Annotated in this window: 19 protein-coding genes and 5 pseudogenes; 3 read left to right on the forward strand and 21 right to left on the reverse strand. The window is 36.7% G+C overall.

Features of this window, described 5'->3' with window-relative positions:
- Positions 1-13 precede the first annotated feature (13 nt).
- The 7 genes and pseudogenes from A2U94_RS21555 to A2U94_RS22310 form a co-directional block, all read right to left on the reverse strand.
- A complete protein-coding gene (locus tag A2U94_RS21555) occupies positions 14-163 on the reverse strand; it encodes a hypothetical protein (RefSeq protein WP_090752689.1) in 150 nt (49 codons plus the stop codon).
- A gap of 47 nt (positions 164-210) precedes the next feature.
- Positions 211-1,056: a hypothetical protein gene (locus A2U94_RS11875; protein WP_025911001.1), complete on the reverse strand. Its 846-nt coding sequence runs from the start codon at positions 1,054-1,056 to the stop codon at positions 211-213.
- A gap of 80 nt (positions 1,057-1,136) precedes the next feature.
- Positions 1,137-1,541, reverse strand: a complete 405-nt coding sequence (locus A2U94_RS11880; protein WP_025911000.1) for a GNAT family N-acetyltransferase — start codon at positions 1,539-1,541, stop codon at positions 1,137-1,139.
- 138 nt (positions 1,542-1,679) lie between these two features.
- Positions 1,680-2,621, reverse strand: a complete 942-nt coding sequence (locus A2U94_RS11885; RefSeq protein ID WP_025910999.1) for a nuclease-related domain-containing protein — start codon at positions 2,619-2,621, stop codon at positions 1,680-1,682.
- Between the two features lie 136 nt (positions 2,622-2,757).
- Positions 2,758-3,600 (reverse strand): N-acetylmuramoyl-L-alanine amidase, encoded by an 843-nt coding sequence (locus tag A2U94_RS11890; protein WP_025910997.1) that lies wholly within the window; start codon positions 3,598-3,600, stop codon positions 2,758-2,760.
- A 100-nt stretch (positions 3,601-3,700) separates the two neighbouring features.
- Positions 3,701-3,868 (reverse strand): hypothetical protein, encoded by a 168-nt coding sequence (locus A2U94_RS22305; RefSeq protein WP_374700367.1) that lies wholly within the window; start codon positions 3,866-3,868, stop codon positions 3,701-3,703.
- Positions 3,849-4,097, reverse strand: a pseudogene (locus A2U94_RS22310) (EamA/RhaT family transporter); the annotation flags it as partial. The gene A2U94_RS22305 and the pseudogene A2U94_RS22310, both read right to left, overlap by 20 nt.
- Here A2U94_RS22310 and A2U94_RS11900 point away from each other — a divergent pair.
- Positions 4,088-4,507: pseudogene (locus A2U94_RS11900) on the forward strand (aminotransferase class I/II-fold pyridoxal phosphate-dependent enzyme); the annotation flags it as partial. The pseudogenes A2U94_RS22310 and A2U94_RS11900 overlap by 10 nt on opposite strands.
- Positions 4,508-4,591: 84 nt before the next feature.
- Here A2U94_RS11900 and A2U94_RS11905 read toward each other — a convergent pair.
- The 3 genes from A2U94_RS11905 to helD all read right to left on the reverse strand — a co-directional run bounded on the left by A2U94_RS11905 (position 4,592) and on the right by helD (position 7,705).
- Positions 4,592-5,035, reverse strand: coding sequence for a cell wall hydrolase (locus tag A2U94_RS11905; RefSeq protein WP_025910994.1), 444 nt, complete (start codon positions 5,033-5,035; stop codon positions 4,592-4,594).
- Positions 5,036-5,104: 69 nt separating this feature from the next.
- Positions 5,105-5,302, reverse strand: a complete 198-nt coding sequence (locus tag A2U94_RS22315) for an SDR family oxidoreductase (RefSeq protein WP_025910992.1) — start codon at positions 5,300-5,302, stop codon at positions 5,105-5,107.
- A gap of 66 nt (positions 5,303-5,368) precedes the next feature.
- Positions 5,369-7,705: an RNA polymerase recycling motor HelD gene (gene helD / locus A2U94_RS11915; RefSeq protein WP_025910990.1), complete on the reverse strand. Its 2,337-nt coding sequence runs from the start codon at positions 7,703-7,705 to the stop codon at positions 5,369-5,371.
- A gap of 395 nt (positions 7,706-8,100) precedes the next feature.
- Between helD and A2U94_RS11920 the strand changes: the two are divergent.
- Together A2U94_RS11920 and A2U94_RS11925 are read left to right on the forward strand one after the other, a co-directional pair.
- Positions 8,101-8,505: pseudogene (locus A2U94_RS11920) on the forward strand (AAA family ATPase); the annotation flags it as partial.
- Positions 8,506-9,113: 608 nt separating this feature from the next.
- Complete coding sequence (locus A2U94_RS11925) at positions 9,114-9,959, forward strand: STAS domain-containing protein (protein ID WP_025910986.1); 846 nt, start codon at positions 9,114-9,116, stop codon at positions 9,957-9,959.
- 451 nt (positions 9,960-10,410) lie between these two features.
- Here the strand turns inward: A2U94_RS11925 and A2U94_RS11930 are convergent, their stop codons facing one another.
- The 11 genes and pseudogenes from A2U94_RS11930 to A2U94_RS22320 all read right to left on the reverse strand — a co-directional run.
- The gene (locus A2U94_RS11930; protein WP_035321172.1) at positions 10,411-10,884 is read right to left on the reverse strand and encodes a hypothetical protein; all 474 of its coding nucleotides are present in this window, start codon (positions 10,882-10,884) and stop codon (positions 10,411-10,413) included.
- A 109-nt stretch (positions 10,885-10,993) separates the two neighbouring features.
- Positions 10,994-11,661: pseudogene (fsa, locus tag A2U94_RS11935) on the reverse strand (fructose-6-phosphate aldolase).
- A 248-nt stretch (positions 11,662-11,909) separates the two neighbouring features.
- Positions 11,910-13,400 carry a glucose-6-phosphate dehydrogenase gene (gene zwf / locus A2U94_RS11940; protein WP_025910983.1) on the reverse strand — a complete coding sequence of 497 codons (1,491 nt, stop codon included), beginning with the start codon at positions 13,398-13,400 and terminating at the stop codon, positions 11,910-11,912.
- Positions 13,401-14,531: 1,131 nt separating this feature from the next.
- Positions 14,532-15,242 carry a class I SAM-dependent methyltransferase gene (locus tag A2U94_RS11945; RefSeq protein ID WP_025910982.1) on the reverse strand — a complete coding sequence of 237 codons (711 nt, stop codon included), beginning with the start codon at positions 15,240-15,242 and terminating at the stop codon, positions 14,532-14,534.
- Between the two features lie 78 nt (positions 15,243-15,320).
- Positions 15,321-15,800 (reverse strand): hypothetical protein, encoded by a 480-nt coding sequence (locus A2U94_RS11950; RefSeq protein ID WP_025910981.1) that lies wholly within the window; start codon positions 15,798-15,800, stop codon positions 15,321-15,323.
- A 14-nt stretch (positions 15,801-15,814) separates the two neighbouring features.
- Positions 15,815-16,234, reverse strand: coding sequence for a hypothetical protein (locus A2U94_RS11955; RefSeq protein ID WP_152545198.1), 420 nt, complete (start codon positions 16,232-16,234; stop codon positions 15,815-15,817).
- 45 nt (positions 16,235-16,279) lie between these two features.
- Entirely contained in the window at positions 16,280-17,392 is a 1,113-nt protein-coding gene (locus tag A2U94_RS11960) for an MBL fold metallo-hydrolase (protein WP_025910977.1), read from the reverse strand.
- A 216-nt stretch (positions 17,393-17,608) separates the two neighbouring features.
- On the reverse strand, positions 17,609-18,094 hold the full coding sequence (locus A2U94_RS11965) for a DinB family protein (RefSeq protein ID WP_025910976.1): 486 nt from the start codon (positions 18,092-18,094) through the stop codon (positions 17,609-17,611).
- Positions 18,095-18,442: 348 nt separating this feature from the next.
- Entirely contained in the window at positions 18,443-18,799 is a 357-nt protein-coding gene (locus A2U94_RS11970) for a DoxX family protein (RefSeq protein ID WP_025910975.1), read from the reverse strand.
- A 167-nt stretch (positions 18,800-18,966) separates the two neighbouring features.
- Complete coding sequence (gene tnpC, locus A2U94_RS11975) at positions 18,967-20,382, reverse strand: IS66 family transposase (RefSeq protein WP_025910973.1); 1,416 nt, start codon at positions 20,380-20,382, stop codon at positions 18,967-18,969.
- A gap of 233 nt (positions 20,383-20,615) precedes the next feature.
- Positions 20,616-20,828, reverse strand: a pseudogene (locus tag A2U94_RS22320) (hypothetical protein); the annotation flags it as partial.
- Positions 20,829-21,102: the final 274 nt, after the last annotated feature.

Here is a 21,102-nt window from a genome sequence, read left to right on the forward strand (position 1 = left end):
TTTTCTTGTTAGTTCATCCTTTATTCGTATACACGTTGCGAAGCTGATAGCCACATTGCGAGCAATGATAAATGACGTTTTGATTGGACTGTGCGGTTAACACAGATCCTAATTCGCTTGCAGACTGACATTTTGGACAGATTACAACCGGTTGCTTCATCATCTACACCTCCATTCTTATAATGGAGTGAGGAGAGAGATTTCATACGGTTAATATATATAGTCTTTTGCTAAATCAGACTGAATAACATCCTTATAAGCTAAGCCGTGATCGCTTAATAGCGCTTTTATTTTTTGAACAAAAGCAGGAGAACTCTTGGGTGATACGTATATCTCTGTAAGTAAATGAGCAAGGTCACAGCGTACAAGATTTCCGTGCAGATGCGAAAATGCAAAAGATCTTTCTTTTAAAGCGTCCATACGCGCTTGCCATTCGCTAGCATAGATTTCTTCTTTAATAAATAGCTGTTGGCTCTTCCATGCATCAATGCGACTTGCGATAATAAGCAACCGCAGTTCGTTTTCATAGCTGTACGATTTTCGCTTATAAAAAAGCGTATCAAAGATATTTTCACTCACTTGCTTTTTAGCAAAATCAATGTACTGAACTTTACGCGCAAAAACTTTATAGCGTAAATCCTTAATACTTCCTAATAATCGGTCGTATGTCGTGCGAATGGCGATGCCATCTTGAGATTTCAAAAACAAATCCCACATCCCTGCTGACTCATGCTCATTTATATGCCAAGAGGACAATGCAGAAAATTCATAGACCTTTTCAAGATAGCTTTTTAAATCTTCAGTGGTTGCAAACATAGATTTATCAACATCGCGCATATTCCACATCATGTAATTCGTAGAAAGAGGATCTAGAAACGCAGTGGGCTTTGTGAAAAATAGTGATTTTGTAGATAGCAAGGACTCAAAATGATCTGCGTTCATATAGCGCCAAACAGTTGGATTGTCGTTAATCTTGTACTGCTCATCATAATAGTCATAGCTTGATTCAAAGCCCATCGCATGGTGCGCGGCTTTGTCTTTATAACCTAGATCCATTCATTTCACCTGCTTTACTATAATCATCGATATTTACATTATAGCACCATATCAGGATATTTTTTCAAAATCAAACAAAATTATAGGTGTCTTGACATAATAACATAGTCAACGCCGCCCTTTTGAAACGTATCATTAGAAGGCGTTAAACCAAATCTTTTATAGTAGGTGGTCTTGTTCTTTCTGGCGTTGCACCAAATTATTTTTGTATTCATCTCTTTCGCTTCATTTATGACGTAATTTAGTAAAGTCGTACCGTAGCCTTTTCCTTGACGACTTGTATCAGTTGCAAATTTACGAAACTGAGCTGTATCACCTTGGACAAAGAGTGAAATTACTGAACAAAGCTCATTATGATCAAATAGCCCGTAATGAATTCCTTCATGATCGTTGTCTATTTTCACATACTCAATATTCTTATCCGGCCACATTACGCTTTGCCTAAGTTGCCACGTGTCTTCTTTTGAAATTTGACGAACATTCAATTGGTTCCCATCCTTTCTTGATGAAAAAAAGTGCTTATAAAAGCACTTTTTACACAACATATTTTAGGTATTTACTTTCCATTTTAGTCAATACGTATACTACTCTTTTACCTTAGTAAGCTATGTTCGTTTTAACAACTAGGAATGAATGAAATGATAACTTGCTTTTTCAAGCGTTTCTTTAAACATCTTTAAGTCTTCTGTTGTATAGATAGGCTGTTGTTTTAACTGTTCAGTGAAAAAGACAGATAGGTCATCTTTAGTAGAAAAGCAAAGTGAATGGTTTTGTGAGTAGTTTTTTACACTCGTATTATAATCACCGTTAAAATAAACGATTGGTGTTACTACAGGTATATCGCGACGTAATTTTTGCAAGTAAGACTTTAAGCTAGCCGCGTGTTGCTGGACTTCTTTTCCAGGATGAGGCTTACTCATTACTTTAATCTCACCTTCACTTGTTTTCGTAAATACAAAGGTTTGCTCTTCGGTTCGTGCTACCCGAGTGGATAGTGAATCGACTAAAAATGACAGCTCATGAATCTGGTCTTTTCGAATACCATAAAGAATATCTCCGCTCCAGTTCTTCACTTCAATCAAATAAATACCAGTTTTCATTAAAACAACGTGGTCAATTTGTCGAATAAATAGCTGTTCGTTCATGTAATAAGGCATAAAAACGTTTCCCATAATAATCATGTCATCAGCTGTAATTTTATTTTTATGAATTAAGTTTGTTTGTAATGTCGTTAACGTTTTATGAATAACAATTTCACCTTTATTTTTCGAAAAAGCTTCCAAGCTTTTTATATACTTTGTCGATTTAATTAGCTGAGCCGTATGTTTTTCTCGTAAATCTCTGATAATATTTTTGTAGTGCTCTTCTTTCTCTGTTAAATCAGCTTGTTTCTTCTGTTTGTATTCTTCTTCACAAGCAGCGATGGAAACAGCCGCTTCCTTTTGTGCTAGCTCCAGCTGGGTAACATACTTCTCTTCGACTTGTACATTTCGGCGATAAAGGTAAATACAAGTCGTTATTAACCCTAGAATTAAGATTGTGCCAATAATATAAACAATGTACATACCTCTCCTCCTTATGTCTATTATAGAATTTTTTTCCGTCTATAAAAAGAGATTCAAAAAAATGAACCTAAACACCTACTCTAAAGCGCTATTATAAGCGAAAAAGAGCTTAAAGATAAGCCCTTTTTCTACTTTTTTATGAAGGAATCCTAATTTGTTGACCAATTTGAAGTGCAGATGGGTCAATACCTGGGTTCGCTGCTTGGATTTGTTGAACTGTTACGCTATACATCCTTGCGATTTTATACAGCGTATCTCCTGCTTTTACTATATATGTGCGCACAGGAACATAGATTTTCTGGCCAATCTGTAGAGTAGTTGGATTAACGCCAGGATTCGCATTTCTCAGCGCTTCAACGGTAATGTTATACATATTCGCAATTTTATAAAACGTATCTCCTGCTTGGATGGTATAAACCGTTGATTGGCGAACAGGTAAATTTAAATACACCGCAATCCCTCTTGCGTATGCATTTGCCATCGCTTGTAAGAAAGCTTCATTTTTTAAAAGATTTGCATCCTTCGTTGTGTCAATAAACGCAATTTCAGTTAAAACAGCTGGCATATTCGTTAAGCGTAAAACCGCAAAGTTTGCTGCTTTTTTGCCTCGATTTGTATGGTTGTAAGCTGCTAGTACAGGAATGACCTGTTCGTGCACGCGATTGCGATAGTTTACGGTTGCTGAGCTGACGGATCCATTGTAAATATAATCCTCATAGCCTGTACCACCACCAGCGTTTACGTGAATAGACATGAATACATCAGCTCCCCAAGCATTTGCTTTAGAAGCGCGTTCTGACAAACTTAAAAACGTATCCGTTGTGCGCGTTGTTTGAAGTGTAAAACCAGTATAGTTTGTATTCAAAAAACTAATCATGTATTGCTGAAGCTTTAAAACAAGATTTTTTTCTAATAAGCCATTACCGACTGCACCTGAGTCCTTGCCGCCATGGCCGGCATCAAGATAAATCTTTTTCATATGACTTGTCTCTCCCTTCTCTATTAGCTTATGAAAGATGGGAGGTTTGGTAACGGATACAAGCCTATAAACTATTCTTTTCTATACATATTTACGGCATCTATCTTGATTGTTTGATTGATGCAGAACTTTTCTTCGTGACTCCAGTATTTTTACCTACAATGACTGCTATTACTACAACCACAGCCGTTACAATTGTAAAGAATGTAATAGATTCGTTCAAAAAGAGCGCTGCAAAAACAATCATCCAATAGGGCCAAGTCTGCATAGTGTAATTGTCCAAAACCGAGGTGCATGGCATAGATAATGACTGATAAAGAGCCGATTAAGCTTGAAATCCAAAACGTAAGCGAAGGAGCTTCATTTGCTCTAATGATCGCAAAGCCTGCTGTGGCTAAGGGTAAAAGTGTTAATTCTACAGCTCCGTGAGATACAGGTAGAGTTTTCATTGCCCAGCTCGTAAGTAAAGGAAACGCCAAAACAGTACCAAGCGATAGATCTATATAAAGAAGAACTATTTACTTATTCTGAACAGCAAGGTCTTTATTCACTACGAGTTCAGCTTGTGAACTATTTGCAAACTCTACAGGTTTTTACCAATCCAGACAAATTATTTATTGTATCCGGCTCTCAGCAAGCTCTTAATCTATTAGTCTCAATGCCTTTCCCAAATGGAAAAAGCAATATTCTCATTGAGCAGCCCACGTATTTTGGCTTTATTGAATCCGCTACCCTGCATCAAGCTACTACTTTTGGTATTGAGCTAGCCATGGAAGGAATTGACCTTGAGCGTCTAGAGTATATATTTCGAAACAATGATATTAAATTTTTCTATATTGTACCGAGATTTCAAAATCCCCTTGGACATAGCTATACTAATGTAGTAGAAAATATCGTGTTACGCCTCAAAACTTTTTGCGGTTTTAAAACAAAAAAAGAGCTCATCTTTAAAATATAAAGGCGATGAACTCTTTTTTATTTTAAATTAACTTTACGATCCAGTATACACACTGTCACACGTATTCGGCTGCGGCTCGTAGTAGCAGTGGTTTTTATATTGACCTGCAAATGGCTGGCCGTACCAAGTTGGAGGACACGGACCGTATGGGTTAAAATACCAAAGCGCATATTTTGCAGGATACTCACGCCAAAAATCAAGCGTTTTCTTGGCTAATCTTTTCTCTGTACTTCTTGCTCGTTGATAAAAAGCATTCCCTTTTTGAACAGCTTCAAAGGAATAGTTACCTCCTTGCACTTGATAAATAACCTGCGGAATTGTTCGTAGACCTTTAAAGTCAAGGCAATTCGCTTTTACTCGGTTTACAATGACATTTCCAACGTATAACATTCCTTGCTGTCCTTCACCTTCTGCTTCCGCTCGCATCATTCTAGCCATTAACGCAACATCTGAATCCTTATATTGAACTCTTGGCATAATCTCACCTCAACCTATAGTATGAAAAGTTGCCAAAATTGATGTTAGTGGACAGGAAAATTGATTTTTTTACAAAAATCCACCGTCAGAGTGAATAATTTGTCCGGTAATCCATGCGGCTTCATCACTAGCTAAGAAGGCAATCAACTTGGCTGCATCAGGTTTAGATAAGTCAAGCTTCATCGCTTCGCACCTTACTCCAAGCTGCTTAATTTCTGTTAATAAGGCTTCAGACCAACTCGTATCTTCGCCTTTAAAATAGTCCATTTGTTGGTCATAAGGAGACCAGTGAGTAAAGAAGATAGGTAAAGGAAGTAAATATCTTTTATTATCTTACACGTCAAGTGCTCCTTCACGAAGTGCTTTGCCTAAAAACGGACTGACTTCCCCTACGCTGTATAGGTGAAAGTCGTGCATAGCTCTTGTGCAAGCCGTATAAAACGTCCGGCGTAAACTTTCTTCGCCGTATACGTTCTTTGATGCGTTGTAGATGATAACCGCATCAAATTCAATTCCTTTTGATAAGTATGTGGGAACAACTACTACTCCTTGCTCATACTCAAGAGCGTTGCTTTTTAATAGCTTAAGCTCCTTAATATTAGCTAACGCTTCGTAGGCAGATGCGCTTTCTTCTGCAGACTTACAGATAATTGCAATACTGTTGTAGCCCTCGCTCTTGAACTCATCAACCTTGGAGGCAATTGCTTGATGGAGCTCATCATAATCTGACAGCTGTGTAAGAGCAGGTCGTTTACCTTCGCGCTCAAATGGAACGATTGTTTCTCCATTCGGCACAAGCCTTCTCGCCAGCTCAATGATTGGTTTTGTCGATCGATAGCTTCTTGTAATGTTAATCAGTTCCGTTTGCTCTTCACCATAAAGGTTCGTTAATAGTTTAAAGTCGGCATTTTCACTTGCATGAGCAAAAATAGCTTGGTTGAAATCACCAAGTACTGTCATTCGTGCAGCTGGAAATAAACGTTTTAAAAACTCAAACTGAAACGGCGAATAGTCCTGCGCTTCATCAATGACGATATGCTTAATAGCGCTGTTTATTTGAAACCCTTCAATGATTTCTTTTAGAAGTAAAAACGGCGTAGCGTCTTCATAAAAAAGCTTATCTTTCTCTAACGTATCGACCGTGATGTCACAAATGTCAGGCCAATTAGCAGGCGCCTTGTCTTTTAAGTGTTTCGTTATTTCAAGAGAATTCGTGAACAGCTGTTTGTATATTCCGATAAAATCAATAAACTGCAGCGCTTTAATTTTGCTTCGCAGCGGCTTTAGCTTTTGACGCACAATCAGCCTTGCAAGCGCTTGTGGTTCCATATCGTAATCAGCGGTGTCTTCTCTTTTAAATCCGCGTTTTTTAGCTAAATACGCATGTGCTTTATGATAATCTTCATTGCTTAAAAGCTCGATTTCGTCTTGAACCCAAGGCTTTTTGCTTTCGGTTTTTTGAAAGTCAGTTAGCCGCTTCAATAACCTATCTCTTAACTTTTCAAGTCGATTATGAAAGCGGAGAGATGTATCAAAATTGTAAAATCGTTCTACCATTTCTTCTGCTGTTACAACTGCTTTCCCTCTAAACACAACGTCGTTAAATAGCATCCCTTCTGATTCAAGCGATTTTCTGTAGGCTTGAACAGCTTCGAAAAAGCGTGTAGATGCTTTGAAGCGTATGCTTGCGAGCCTCGATTGATAGAAAGATGTCTTTTTAGCTGTTAAAACATATTCTAACTGTTCATACGGCGTTTCTACTTGAAATGCTTTACTTAAGCGGTGGTCTAAATACTCTTGAAACGTCACTTGCTGCATATTTTCTTCTCCAAGCTCTGGTAGTACGTTTGAAACATAGCTACTGAACATAGAGTTAGGTGAAAACAGAATAATTTGATCCGCATTGATGTGGTCTCGGTATTTATACAATAAATACGCAATTCGCTGCAGAGCTGCCGAGGTTTTTCCGCTTCCAGCTGCCCCGTGAACAATCAATAATCGTCCTTTATCGTGGCGAATGATTTTATTTTGTTCTTTTTGAATTGTCGCAACGATACTATGCATTTGCTTATCTGTACCTTTACCTAAAACCTGCTGTAAGATTTCATCTCCAATCGTCAAACTTGTATCAAACATGGACTGAATCACCCCGTTACGAATAAGGTACTGCCATTTCTTTTCAAGCACACCTTGAATCATGCCACCAGGCGTCATATAATGAGCCGGCCCAGGCTGATAATCATAATAGACGCTGGAAACAGGCGCTCGCCAATCGTAAACCAAAAAATCATCTCCGGTTTGGTCATTAAGAGCAGCAATTCCAATATAAATGCTTTCAGGAGCTGAATCTCCTTCTTCTGTAAAATCAATACGACCGAAATAAGGAAGTTCTTTCATCCGATGCAACGTGGATAATCGCTTAGAGGAATGTTTATGTGTACTTTGAGTTACTGATAGCGCCTGAGCTTCCTGACGTAACCCAATAATCGTTTCAAGGTAATCATCAAACGTATCCGTATTTACCTTAACCTCATCCCAAAAGTGCTTGCGAATATGAATGACTTCTTCTTTACGCTTTGTCGTCTCTTCTTCTAGCTTATTTATTTCTTCATTAATTCTTTCCGTAACGTCGTCTACGCGCTTTTGTTCCTGCTGAAGTTCCGAACCCATCGCAAACACCCCTTAAAAAATAGTTGACTAGCGCATCATTTCTATATTATAATTATAGTAGGGAAAATTATAATCGATAATAAATATAGATACGCATCTATACTAATTTATCATGAAATTGTTTTGTTTTCAAGATGTTCAGCAGAAATATAAATCCAAGGATGAGGGTATTGTATACCTTCATCCTTTTTTAATGCTTTTTTGAGATAAGCAGAAGCCGTGGTTATGAAGAAGCTATGCTATCATTCTTGATTGGAGTTGGTGCAATTCCGCACCTCTACGGTAAATTGTTAGTTGTTGGAATCTCTTCTTCGGCTGTTTGTTTATTTGTGATAAAATTCACCAAATGTATATAATGATAATCTAGTAAGCTTACGGTAGAAAGGAGAAACTAGATGAAGTTCGTTCTCATATTCGGCCCACAGGCGGTTGGGAAAATGACGGTAGGACAAGAGTTAGAGAAAAGTACGGGACTGAAGCTGTTTCATAACCATATGACTATTGAGCTTCTTGCTCCTTTGTTTCAATTCAACGAAGAAATGTGGAGATTAGTGGATTTGTTCCGTAAAGAAATCTTTGAAGCTGTTGCAAAAAGTGACGCAGAAGGTATAATTTTCACTTATGTATGGGTGTTTGATATGCAAAGCGATTGGGATTTTGTTAAAGAAGTATGCGACATTTTTGAATCAAAATGCGGTACGATATATTTTGTGGAGCTAGAAGCGGATCTCAACGAAAGAATTGACCGAAACAAAACGTCAAATAGACTGCAGCATAAGCCAACAAAAAGAAACGTAGAATGTGTGTATATGTTAATTGTTCCTTAGTTAGCATTCCCTCTAACTTTTTAAAAATGAGCGGAATTAATCTTTCACTTTCAATTACTAACGTATGTCTTTCTTGTTCTACACTTGAAACAATATACGACACTAGATTGTCCAAGTAATTTCTTTTATCGTTAATATTATAATAAATATGAACGCTTTCGTTGTTCTCTATTAATTTAGAAAATTGATTTTTCAATTGTGTAGGCTCCCTTATATAAGATCAACCCACATTTTAAGATTCTTAAAATAGTAAATTGTCTATTCGTTAGAGTCATTCTACGCTTTGAATGCTTGTCTGTAAAGCTATACTATCCCCCCTTCAAGCTAAGTTAACTGCTGTTAGCAAAATACTCCTTGTGAGCATATATACACTAAAAAAGGTATTTTTCTCTATATTAATATGTTAGGATAAACAAACACAAAGCAGTCTATTTTAAATTTAATAAAGTGAAAACTGCATGCACAATAATTTAAGAGCAGAAAAATCCAGGGCTTTTTTCTTTATAAGATAATAACGACTTTACTGTTTACAACATGAAAGATCGATGATGGCCATCACTTGTATAAGGAGATAATAACCGATGCATAGAAATCACAAATTATATCATTTTTTAGTTGAACGCACATGGTCTTTGACTGAAAACTGGTATGAATCATTAGACAAAGAAAATTCATTAGGTGTATATGCTTCAAATGATCCACTCGTAATTGATAAAGTAAAACAGCAAAACCATGAATTTCATGTTCGATTTTGTAAAGTCTTTGATAATAACGAGTCAAGTGAACAGTTTTCCATTCACTTCGATGAATGGATTAATTCAATTTCAAAAGATGAAGAACATTTAAACACGCCAATCGACGTCATTTTACATGAGTTTTTCGTTACGCAAAATCAGTATTTGGACCTAATTGAAGAATTTATTCGGACAAGTAGTGAAACGTATTCACAAGAAACAATCAATAGGTGGAATCGTGTTGTGATTAAAAACTTTAATTACGTCATGATTGTATTCACTAGAGAATACCATGCGCATTCTCAGCTACGATTGAAGGCTCAGCAAGAACTGATTATAGAACTGAGCTCACCTATCATCTCATTAAGTTCAAGCTTAGCCCTACTTCCTATTGTAGGTGAGATTGACACAGACCGCGCTAGGTTTATTCTTGAGAACACTTTAAATCAATGTGTAGATAAGGGGATTCGTCACCTTTTGCTTGATTTATCCGGAGTAGTCATTATTGATACAATGGTGGCTCATCAAATCTTTCAATTAATTGAATCATTAAGCTTAATAGGTGTAAAAGCTACACTATCAGGTATTCGACCTGAAATTGCACAAACTGCTATTCAAATCGGGATTGATTTCAGTAAAATCTCAATTGTCTCTAGCCTTGAACAAGCAATTGCGACATCTAAAACCTATTAATCTATAAGTTTTTGTTAATACTGTACTTGTCCAGAAAAGATTCCTTTCGAGGTAAATCTTTTCTGGACGAAGTTATTTCAAATTAGGACTAAAGGTTTTCAATTTGTTTCAGCTCTATCCCGTTTGAACCACCTTCTCTTTTATAATGTTGAGCTAAAGCAGCGTCCATCATTTGTCTTTTAGAACTAGACATTTATTTGCTCCTCTTATTGGGTGATAATTAAGATAAAGAAATTTGATTAGCGTAACCTATGTATTATTCATCTCATATCCAGGTAATCACCGCAATTATCTGTTTTTAGCTATGTGTAATACAGGCTTCATAAAGCTTAAAGGTATTTAATTAAATGGTGTCCATGAAACTATGCTAACTCCAAGGAAGCCCCAGAACGATTAAATTAGTTCTGGAGCTTCTTTACTATACCGGATAGTGAAAATAATAAACCGTTCTTTAGATAGGCGCTTGCTCTATGTCTATTGTTTTCAGTTCTAATAACTCCTTTAAGAATGTAATTGTTTTTTTAGTATCTTCATTTCCTTCTTTTGTACCATGCTCTTTATGTTCATTAAGAGATTGAAGAATTGCTTCTCTATAAGCATTTGTTTTAATTAACCAGTCACTTAAGAGATGTTTGGTTGCTTTAAATTCCTCTTCATTTTTAACACCAAATAAACTTTGCATCTCTGGTTCCTCTAACTTGATTGACTGAAAGTTTTCACTCATAACAAGGCAGAAATAATTTTGTTGAAGGTCATAATATTTATGTTCTTCTAATAAAAAATAATCAATTTCAAATTTAACCCCATAATATGGCTTAGATGTAGTTGGAATATGAATCCCTTTAATCGTGATATTCTCTACTGAATCTATATATAGTTCCAAACCACGGGCAGTCTTAATTACTTTACTACTTAATAAATCCATACTAATTAACCCCTTAGTCGTATTAATATCCTTATAATGAGAAGGAACGTTAACAATTCTTAAACAGCTAACGTTCCTTCCATTAAATAAATCGTTTTAGGTAGAGAAATTAGCTCTTAACAGCGTTTTTCCAATCAGCTGCAAACTTTTCAATTCCCTGCTCAGTTAAAGGATGTTTCACTAGTTGTTCAATGACAGCATAAGGAATTGTTGCAATATGAGCTCCAGCAAGCGCTACACGCGTCACATGATCTGGATGTCTGACAGAAGCCGCAATAATTTGCGAATCAATGTTTTGTACGCGGAACAGCTCTGCAATTTTTGATACAAGGTGGACACCGTCTTCTGAAATATCATCTAAACGTCCTAAGAATGGAGATACATAAGTAGCACCTGCACGCGCTGCTAGAAGTGCCTGGTTCACGGTAAAGATGAGTGTTACATTTGTTTTCACGCCTTTTTTGAAAGGTAACGTGTTGCTTCCAGGCCAGGGATTGTCATTGGAAGTTTGATTGTAATATTTTTATCTCCGCCGTTAATTTTAATTAATTCTTCTGCCTGTGCAATCATTTCTTCTGCAGTTTCAGCATCCGGTGTTACTTCTGCTGAAACTGATTCTACTTCAGGTACTATTTTTAGAATTTCTTCAATGCGATCTTCGAACTTTACGCCTTCTTTTGCCACTAAAGATGGGTTTGTTGTCACACCGGATAAAACGCCTACTTTATATGCTTTTTTAATATCTTCAATGTTTGCTGTATCAATAAAAAATTTCATAGTTGTATTCCTCCATCAAATCTTTTTTAGCTACAAGACAATAGAGCATAAGCTTGTTTACTTTCTTTTCCCTAATATCTCAATACATTTTTAGTAAGTTGAACAACGTTTTCTGTGGTAAATTCAAATGATTGACCTCTGATCTAACGCTCGAAACATGTCACTAGATATTATTTTCTCCTATGGTCCTTATCATTCCCATCCCAGGGAGATTCTTATTTCAAATAATAGACGCTTTTTTAAAGGTCTCACCCTTCTAAAGTTGGAAAGTGATCCTTATCTAACCACCATTTAAATCCGTTTGCACTCAGTAAACGATTCGCCTCCTCAGGCCCATAAGAACCTGATTTATAAGAATAAAGAGGTAAAAGGTTTTCAGCAAAAGCTTCTAAGATTGGCTGTACCCATTTCCAAGACATCTCCACCTCATCCCAGTGAGCAAAGAAAGTAGGATCTCCACAGAAAGCATCAAAGATTAACCGTTCATAGGCTTCAGGTACGTCCTTTTGATCCAATGAAAAGTTTACTCTTACAGGTTCAATTTCTCCGTTATTTAATGGATTTTTACTGTTAAGTTGTATGGAGACCTGTTCATGTGGATTAATTTCAATAATTAGCAAATTAGGAGCCAGGTTTCTTTTTTCAGTAATATGCAAATATTTTAACGAGTTTTTAAATTCAATCACAATGCGAGTAGACTTATTTTTCATTCTTTTTCCTGTGCGAATATAAAAAGGGACTTCAGTCCAAAATGGATTATCAATCCACAATCTAGCAGCTACAAATGTATCAGTTTGTGAAGACGTGTCAATACCAGGTTCTTCTTTATATCCAACTACAGACTGTTCTTGAACTTCTCCAGCACTATACTGACCGCGAATAACGTGCATACCTACTTCCTCTTTCTTTATGAGGCGAAGTGATTCCATTACTTTTTTCTTTTCATTACGAATCTCTTCTGAATTAATTCTTTTTGGTAGGTGCATAGCCGTCATCATTACGAGTTGCAACATATGATTTTGAACCATATCTCGAATTGCACCTGCTTGGTCATAATAACCAGCTCTTTCTTCTACCCCTACCGTTTCACTTGCCGTAATTTGGACATTAGCAATGTGTTCGTTATTCCATAGTGATTGAAGTATAGGATTTGCAAATTCTAAAGCTTCTAAGTTTTGAACCATAGATTTTCCAAGATAGTGATCAATACGGTAAATTTCATCTTCTTTAAATGCTTGACTTAATTTTAGGTTTAAATCTTGCGCAGATTTTAAATCATGTCCAAATGGCTTTTCGATTATCAGGCGCTTCCAACCTTTTGTAGAACCTAGCCCGCTCTCTTTAATGTTTAATGCGATAGAATCAAAAAAATCTGGTGCTACTGATAGGTAAAATATTCGATTTTCTGGAATTCCTAATTCTTTTTCACGTTGTTGAACATGATTTAATACATCTTTATAATCTTCTGGTGCTGTTGCATCCAAGCTAATATAACTGAAATAACCTATAAAATCTTCCATGCTTGAACGATTGTCTACCTTTCGTCGAGAAAAAGTTTTCACTGACTCTCTTACTAGGTTTTGAAAATCCGTATCAGACATCTCTTCTCTACCCGATCCAACAATAGAAATTGGCTGAGGCATTTTCTTATTTAAAAATAAATTATATAACGCGGGTATTATTTTTCTTTTAGCTAAATCTCCTGTAGCTCCAAATAAAACAAAAGTCATTGAGTCCATTGCCAATACTCCTTTTATTATGTAAAGTTCCTCTTGTATAACAAAGTAATTCATATACACTAAATAATTATCTAGACATTAATCATCTGTATTATAAGGACATATTATTCATTGACATCAGCTTATATAGATAATGGTCATCAATTTGAGACGTTTACATATTATATTTTTTACGGTGTGGGATATTATGAACAGAAAATCACTAAATATACGTTGTTTGAAAGTGCGCGAAGAATGCTTTTTTTACATAACACACATAATAGAGTATGTTAGATATAAAAAAAGGAAATAACCATCTATAAATTGAAACAGAATCAGCTTTATAACATGACTAATTATCATGTCTAAAAAGCTATTGAGAAAAAAACAAAAAAATAAAGCCTCAAAGAAGCTTTATTTCACCTTTGAAAAGTTATAAAAATAACGAAGTAATCCAAGATTCATCGGATGTTTTAAGAGATTTGAGGACTTGTTCTGCAACTTGTGTATAATCTTCATCTGTTAGAGCGTTTTCGTAACTAAACCATCTTCCGTTTTCTTTTACAGAGTTTGCTTCCAACCTAAAACGTTCATCTTAAAACGTTATAAAGAGAGAGAAACAAATGAATATTATATGCATTACTAGTTTGCATAAACACTCTTAACAGAATTCGCTTTTCGTATACAAACCACATTAAAAAGAGTTTGGGACATAATAAAATGATGCCTCGACGAACACTAGCTGTTCCCATCTCTTTGGTTTGTCTCAACACGTTCGTTCCATTGCGCTACGGGATCTCCGTTTTCCCTCTCTTTCCCGCAGGAGTCGAGTGTCCTACGCTCCATTCCACCTTGTTTCCAACATTGTTTTCACAATCAACCAAAAAACCTGAACGATTAAAAGTTATGAACTCTCAATCGTTCAGGTATAGTAAGGACTGAACTACTTATGTCTCAGTCTCCTTTTTCTTATTTACAGCACGTTAATAGCGAAGAATTACTTCTGAGACAATGACATAAGTGGCCCAAGAGATTGTAATTACCAGAGCAGCGAGTAGTAAAAGCTTATATTTGTTGTTCAAGTAACAGTCCCCCTTATTAATGAAATCCACATAAAAAAACCCTTCCCCATGAGAAGAAAGGTTTCGATTTTTAATCTGCTTTCTTAATAGTTAACACTTCGGTTGCTGTAGGAACGAATCGAAACGGTGTACTAATTATTTTTACAGATAAATTCTCGTCGCTTAAAGTTTCTATTAGCTCATTTAAAAAAGGAAACCTCTCTCCTTTAAAGTTTACTAGAGGATAAATCCTTATTTCTCCACCCTTTTTAGTGACTCGAATTAGCTCATGAATGGCTTGCAAATGAAAGTTAAAATCAAATTGCTCTTCATATAAAAATAAAAAATGATTACATAAAACTAGAGAAAAAGTTTCATTGTTAAAGGGTAGATTCGGTAAGGCTCCACATACAAATCGTTTATTGACTTCTTTTTCTTGATAATGGGTTAGAAAAACATCAAAAGATTGTTTTCTAATCTGTATATGCTCCGCTAAGCTTCCATAAGATTCCCAAGAGAAGTTTGAACGACTTCTCTCTAGCTTATCACTTGCCTCTTGCATTTCCTTTTGACCTTTACACATCATGTCTTCAAATTCTAAGTTATACAGCGGATCAACAGCAAAAGCATCATAGCTCTGTTCGTTGGCGCTGGCACTAAAAGAAGAAGCACCCGCTGCAACATCTAGAATTGGCCCTTTTCTTAACAGATTATCATCTAACACAAACATTTTTTCGTACTCTTCGTAGGATCTGCACGTCATAGCAACTCCTACCTGTTCATAGAACGTTTCTTTACTCATCTCGTCTCATCTCTCCTCAGCTAATATAGCAAAATATTACAGTGTTAATTTTATCCTTTATCTTTAGTGTTTTCAAGATTAAAAGACTTCAAACCCATCTAGACACCAAACCGCAACCTCATCACCAGGCGCAGCTACCACAAGCCAGTCGCCGCTCATCCATTCTTCTTCAAGCTGCCAGCATTCATAATTAGGGTCGTGGCCGTTCACAAACAGTACTTTGTTAGATTCTAAGTGAATAATAAGATGTGGCGATTGATTCCCTAATTCAACTTTCACTACCTTTTCCCTACGCATGCTCCAAATATGCTGAAACTGTTCTTTCTCTGTTAAGTTAGGCACTTCCTCCTCGCACGATGGATAATCAGTTGGTTTGGGGTATAAATTCCAGGTAGTTTCAATTGATAAAACAAAGTCACTGTCTTCCTTGCGGCTATAGTTACTAAAGTTCAGTATAGTTGTTCCACTGTGAGGCCCAAACTTCACACCATCTACTTGGCTACCAATCAACAAATACTTTAGTACTTTTTCGGCTAAAAGCCGGTCTTCTCTTTTCATATGTCATTCTCCTTTTATTGATTGAGTCGTTCGTTTTTATAACTAGGGCGCACCGCTTCTGGAATTCTACTAAACACGTGATCAGGAATTCCAGGCATATCTTTGAGGTATCGTTTAGTAGCAGATATATCGTGTAAAAACTCCCAGTATGCGATGAAAAAGTGATGTTCCCGCTCATAAATAAATTCCATCCAGCCTTCTAATTGATGTTCATCTTGCTCATTAAATAAGTTAATACCTGAAAAGTTTTCCACTGTTCCGTCTAAGTACTCTTCGTCATGCCCTTCAATACAACTTTCCGACCAGTCAAACTTAAATTTCTCTCCATTAATACCATAAAATTTTAAATCTTCAAGGAGCTGCTGCTCAACTAGCTCCTTTAACTTTGGTCCTAAAATATCTGCATGTCCTAACTCTTTATAATTTGGCTTCATTGTCTCCTCCATTAGAAAATGCCCCTTTTGTTAGGGGCATTTCATTTATGCTTCTTTACTTTCATTTGTCCACCAGTCGTTAACACCGCTTGCTTTTTCACCATGCAGCAAAACCGTTTCTCCGAGCTCTGGAATAAGTAAGTTCACGCCTTCTTCTTTTGCTTTTTGAATCGCTCGTTCTATTGGATCTGTCCAGCTGTGATACGCAAGTGTAAAGGCTCCCCAGTGAATGAGCATCATCGTTTCACCTTTTACATCAAGATGTGCTTGCACCGACTCTTCTGGTCTCATGTGAACCCACGACCAGCGCGCATCATACTGTCCGCCTTCCATCAGCGTTAAGGTAAACGGACCGTATTTATCTCCTACTTCTTTAAAATGAGCATCGTATCCACCGTCCCCGCTTGTATAAAAGCGCGTGTTTTCACCAAGGATAACCCAGCCACCCCAAAGTGTGGAATCACGGTTCAATACGCCTCTTCCAGAGAAATGCTTAGAAGGAGTAAAAGCTAGTGTTATACCTCCTAATTCTACCTCGTCCCACCAGTTCAGCTCAGTAATGTTGTGTGAAGAAACGCCCCATCTCATTAAGTGAGCGCCTACACCAAGCGGCACAAAAAAGTGGTTTACCTTGCACTTAAGCTTTTTAATCGACGAATAATCAAGGTGATCATAATGATCATGCGTGAATAAAACTGCATCAATCGGTGGCATTTCATCAATGATATGCAAAATATCTTGGCTGTAGCGCTTGCTCCCAATGAAGGATACAGGCGAAGCTGTAGGACCAAGCATTGGGTCAATAAGTAGTTTTTTATTGTCAATGCTTAGTAAAAATGCGGAATGTCCAAACCAAGTAAGACTATCTTCCCTACTTTTCACCTTTTCCCAGTCAATCTTGTTCATAGAAAGCTGGTTTCTTGGACTCCGTTCCTGCTCTTTGTTCATAGAATCTTTGATAAAAGACAGAATGTCAGCTGCGCTCATTTTCATGTTAGTAGGCACCATGTTTTTAAACTTGCCATTTTCATAATGAGGAAACCGTTCATAGGCTTCTTTTTGTAATTTGGTTGGGTTTGCCCCAAACGTTGGATGGACATTAATAAACAGCACAATACCAACGATTAATAAAATTAGAAATAATAATACGTACGCCATGGTTGTTTGCCTCCATTAGTAAACCAAATAGGTTGTGAACCTATTATAGATGGAATATTAATGAAGAAGCAATTTATCTTCCTTGTAACAAGAAGAAATTTACATATGGCTTTGTTTTTCAACAATATATTGCCTATGTTTCCAAATGAGTTTACAGTTAAACCAGTCAGGAGCCAACTGAATAAAACGAGCGGAATAACAAGCAACCACCTGATTTTACTCCAAAACTAAAATATCTGTATTTTCAGGGGTATGATTAAGCAGGCGTAGCATAGCCACAATTTGCCCTTTATGATGAAACTCATGAGTGATGGAATGAATAAGTAATTGGCGAGGTGTTTTCCCTATCACTTGACCGTTCGCTTTCCAAGAAGGCTCTTTTTCGATAAGTTCATCAAATGTATCTGTGAAACTTTCGATTACTTCTTCTACATATCTATCAGCCTCTTGAAAATAACGTTCAATATCGCCTACTTGCATAGTCTGAATAACTTCTTTTGTTAGTAGTGGTGAGGCTGTTTTTGAAAGTACAAAAGAACCCAACCACGCATGGTAGCAACCAGCTACGTGAACTAAAGAGTCTCTAATACTTTGAAATCCAAATTCAAACTCTTTCGTAAAATCATCTTCATTTAGTTCTTTACATTGATCCAGTAAAATTTGTCGTGTTTTCTTTACCCACTCGTATTCTAGCTGATTCATAAGGACCTCACCTCTTTAATTAATTGTATAATTTATCCTTAACTATACACTAGTTGGAAATAATTAAAAAGGTCTATCGAGATAGCAATACATATATGTAAAATATAGAAAATATGTTATTATATAGTTATTGTTTTCTTAGATAACATGTTGTATAGGAGTTGTAAAGCACTATGATTTTTTTAATATTTGGGTTTCTCGCAATTATGGTCACTTTATTTTCAATAGAATCAAATCTGCGAAAAACAGTAAAACAAAATGATAGAATGATTGAATTGCTTGAAAAGCAGAATAGAGAATGAAAAAAGCCGCTAGTCGAAACTCGCGGCTAACATTGCATATTAATGTTTATAAAAACGGTATGGAATCAAAATTCAGTACAAATACTACTACTGCTAGTGCCAAAAGAATAATAGGAACAACCACTTTTGAAAACGAATCTTTTGCACGAACTAAATGCGTATAGATTGCACCCAGCATCGTCACTCCCAATACAAACGCACCGATTGCGGAAAGACTTTCATACCAAACTCCCCACACGATGACAATAGCTCCAACTACTTCTACAAATCCTGTGAATTTTCGGAACCCACTCGAAAAGCCATACCGCTCAAACTCACTCACCATGTCCTGCGAGTAAAACTTCATGAAACCAAAGAATAAAAAACCAATTCCTAAAATAAACTGCAGTACCGTTGATAGCATAACCACTCACTCCTTCTCCATTTTAAGTCAAAGCCTAAAACTTTTTGAAAAGAGTTTTTCAGCGTAGTAAGCATCAGATCCTATAAAGTAAGAATAAAGGTAACTACTCAGATCCCTATCCAAAACCAATACAAATAGAGGTAATTGATCACGAATTACCTCGTAAACTATGTTTCAAATAATTGTATTTCCCCTGTTTTCATTACTTGTTTAATGGATTCAAACAGGTTCTTTTTTTGCTTTTTCAGTGTGCTTAAAAAGCTTCGTGCCATCGCGAAATTCTGTGCGCCCGTTCCACTTCGGAAGGTACCTGAGACTTTTTGTTTCACTTTAGCCATTCGTAAATCTCGTTCGGCCAAGTTATTGTCAAAGGGGACACTTGGATTTTCTACAAATAGTAGGACGGAATCTTGGCGTTTGGAGAGTCGATTTAATAACTTTTCCGCGTCATGATTCGCCATTGCAGCGTTCTCCATATATCCTTTTTCCAGAATGGCTGTGTAGGTATCATCCATCCATGCGACAACCATGGGATTCAGAGGTGCATTTTGACGTTCTCTCTCCTGTTTCGCCAAAAGGAGAATTTCCATCATATCCTGTGTCCATGTTTGTTTCGTTTGTTCGTGAACGGCCTTTAGGTCGCGAAGTAAATGGGCATTGCACACGGCATGTTCACACTTTTCATAAACAAAATATGATGCCAGACAATCATGAACGGCAATGCCTTGGAATTTCGGCAAAAGATCGATCTCGTTTATCGCATCTGTGCCGCGTTTTTCGTGAACATACTGTAACGTCACTTGATCGGTACTCAACGTATGTAACCATTGCGTTTTCCCTTCACTTCGTAAGCCGGTTTCATCAAAATGGACAACAGGTGCTTGGATTAACCTGTTTCGGGCTTGCGGCTCAAAGGTTCCCACCAAATAGGTTCCAAATTTTCGATTCATATTCCAAAGGGTCCCTTCGCTGATGGACAGATCGAAAAAGTGATGAAAGAACTCTTTTGTCCGAGCGAAAGGAGCCAATTGGTAGTGCATCATATACATGACCATACTTTGCACATTTGCCCCGTATTGGACATGGTGCTGCACCTCTTCAGGGAAGGAAGATTCTGTCTTTGTGCCGCAACTTGCACATGTTTTGACTTCAGTCTCGTGTTGCGTCACTTCCAGTTGAATCGGCGGAATATCAAATACCTGGCGTGTCTTCACTCGAATGACAGGCTGATTTTCTAACGATTCACCACAACCGTCGCAAGTTGTCACACGATGGTTGATCACATAATCAGGATGAGAAACGTGGTGGAGGGTATGACCTTCATGACCCGGTTGACCACCTGTCTGACGATCTGTTTTCTCACGTAAACTCTTCGTTTTCGGTTTACGGAGTCCGTCCGATGAAGGGGGCTTATGGCTATTTGTAGAGTTTTTTTTAGTATGAAATTCAAGAGTGGAAACACGATTAGAAATAACTTGAATTTTTCCATTTAGAGATTCTATTCTTTTTTCATACGTTTTGAATAAGCGATATACTTCCTCGGGTCCTTGATTGTAAATGTCTAAAAACTGTTTGTAGTTCATACACTCCACCTCCTTTGATTTGATATTTCAAGTGTTAACTAGTTATCAAGAAATCAAACGTGAAGGCAGGTTTATTTTTAAAAAATTCCATAGGGTCTGAGTAGTTACGAATAAAGACAGAAGCTACTTGTAAAAGTAAATCTTCTTAGTTGCATTATATGACTAAATTGTTAGAACAATGTGTATGAGGGCTTGGTCTTTTTAAATAGATTTTCTGCTATATAAGCTGACAACTAGATAAATTTTACTTTATGTTTTCTTTTAGTGACTATAATCAAGTTTTTTAAAAAAGCAAGATTAACAGCTGAAACGATAATACTTCCTACCTTTTTCTTTTTCTTAGGGAATATTTTTTCTAACCAACTTACTGCCATTGGCGTATGTTCAGGTTGTGAGTTAACTCTTTCTAAAAAACATTCATATTCTTGGATTATTTCATCGGTTAAAAGTCTGTGTTTTTCGTTCTACTTTTATAGTTAAGCTTTGAGGTAACTAAAGCCTATTATTTCACTTGAAACATCGAGATAGTAGGCTTTCTTATACTTGGATTTCCTTAAGGTTGTAAATCCGCACTTTTCTGACGCTATCCCATCTTAAACATTTATAAAAAAGTAAAAACTTTCGTTAATTATTAGGTAACTCTTTACGATCATCCGCCTCTGGTAGTTTTTCTATCCACCCTTTTTTAATCATAATTCTCCCAAAAGATGAGATCGTTTT

It is taken from the genome of Bacillus sp. VT 712, assembly GCF_001614195.1.
Classification (GTDB): Bacteria; Bacillota; Bacilli; order Bacillales; family Bacillaceae_H; genus Priestia; species Priestia flexa.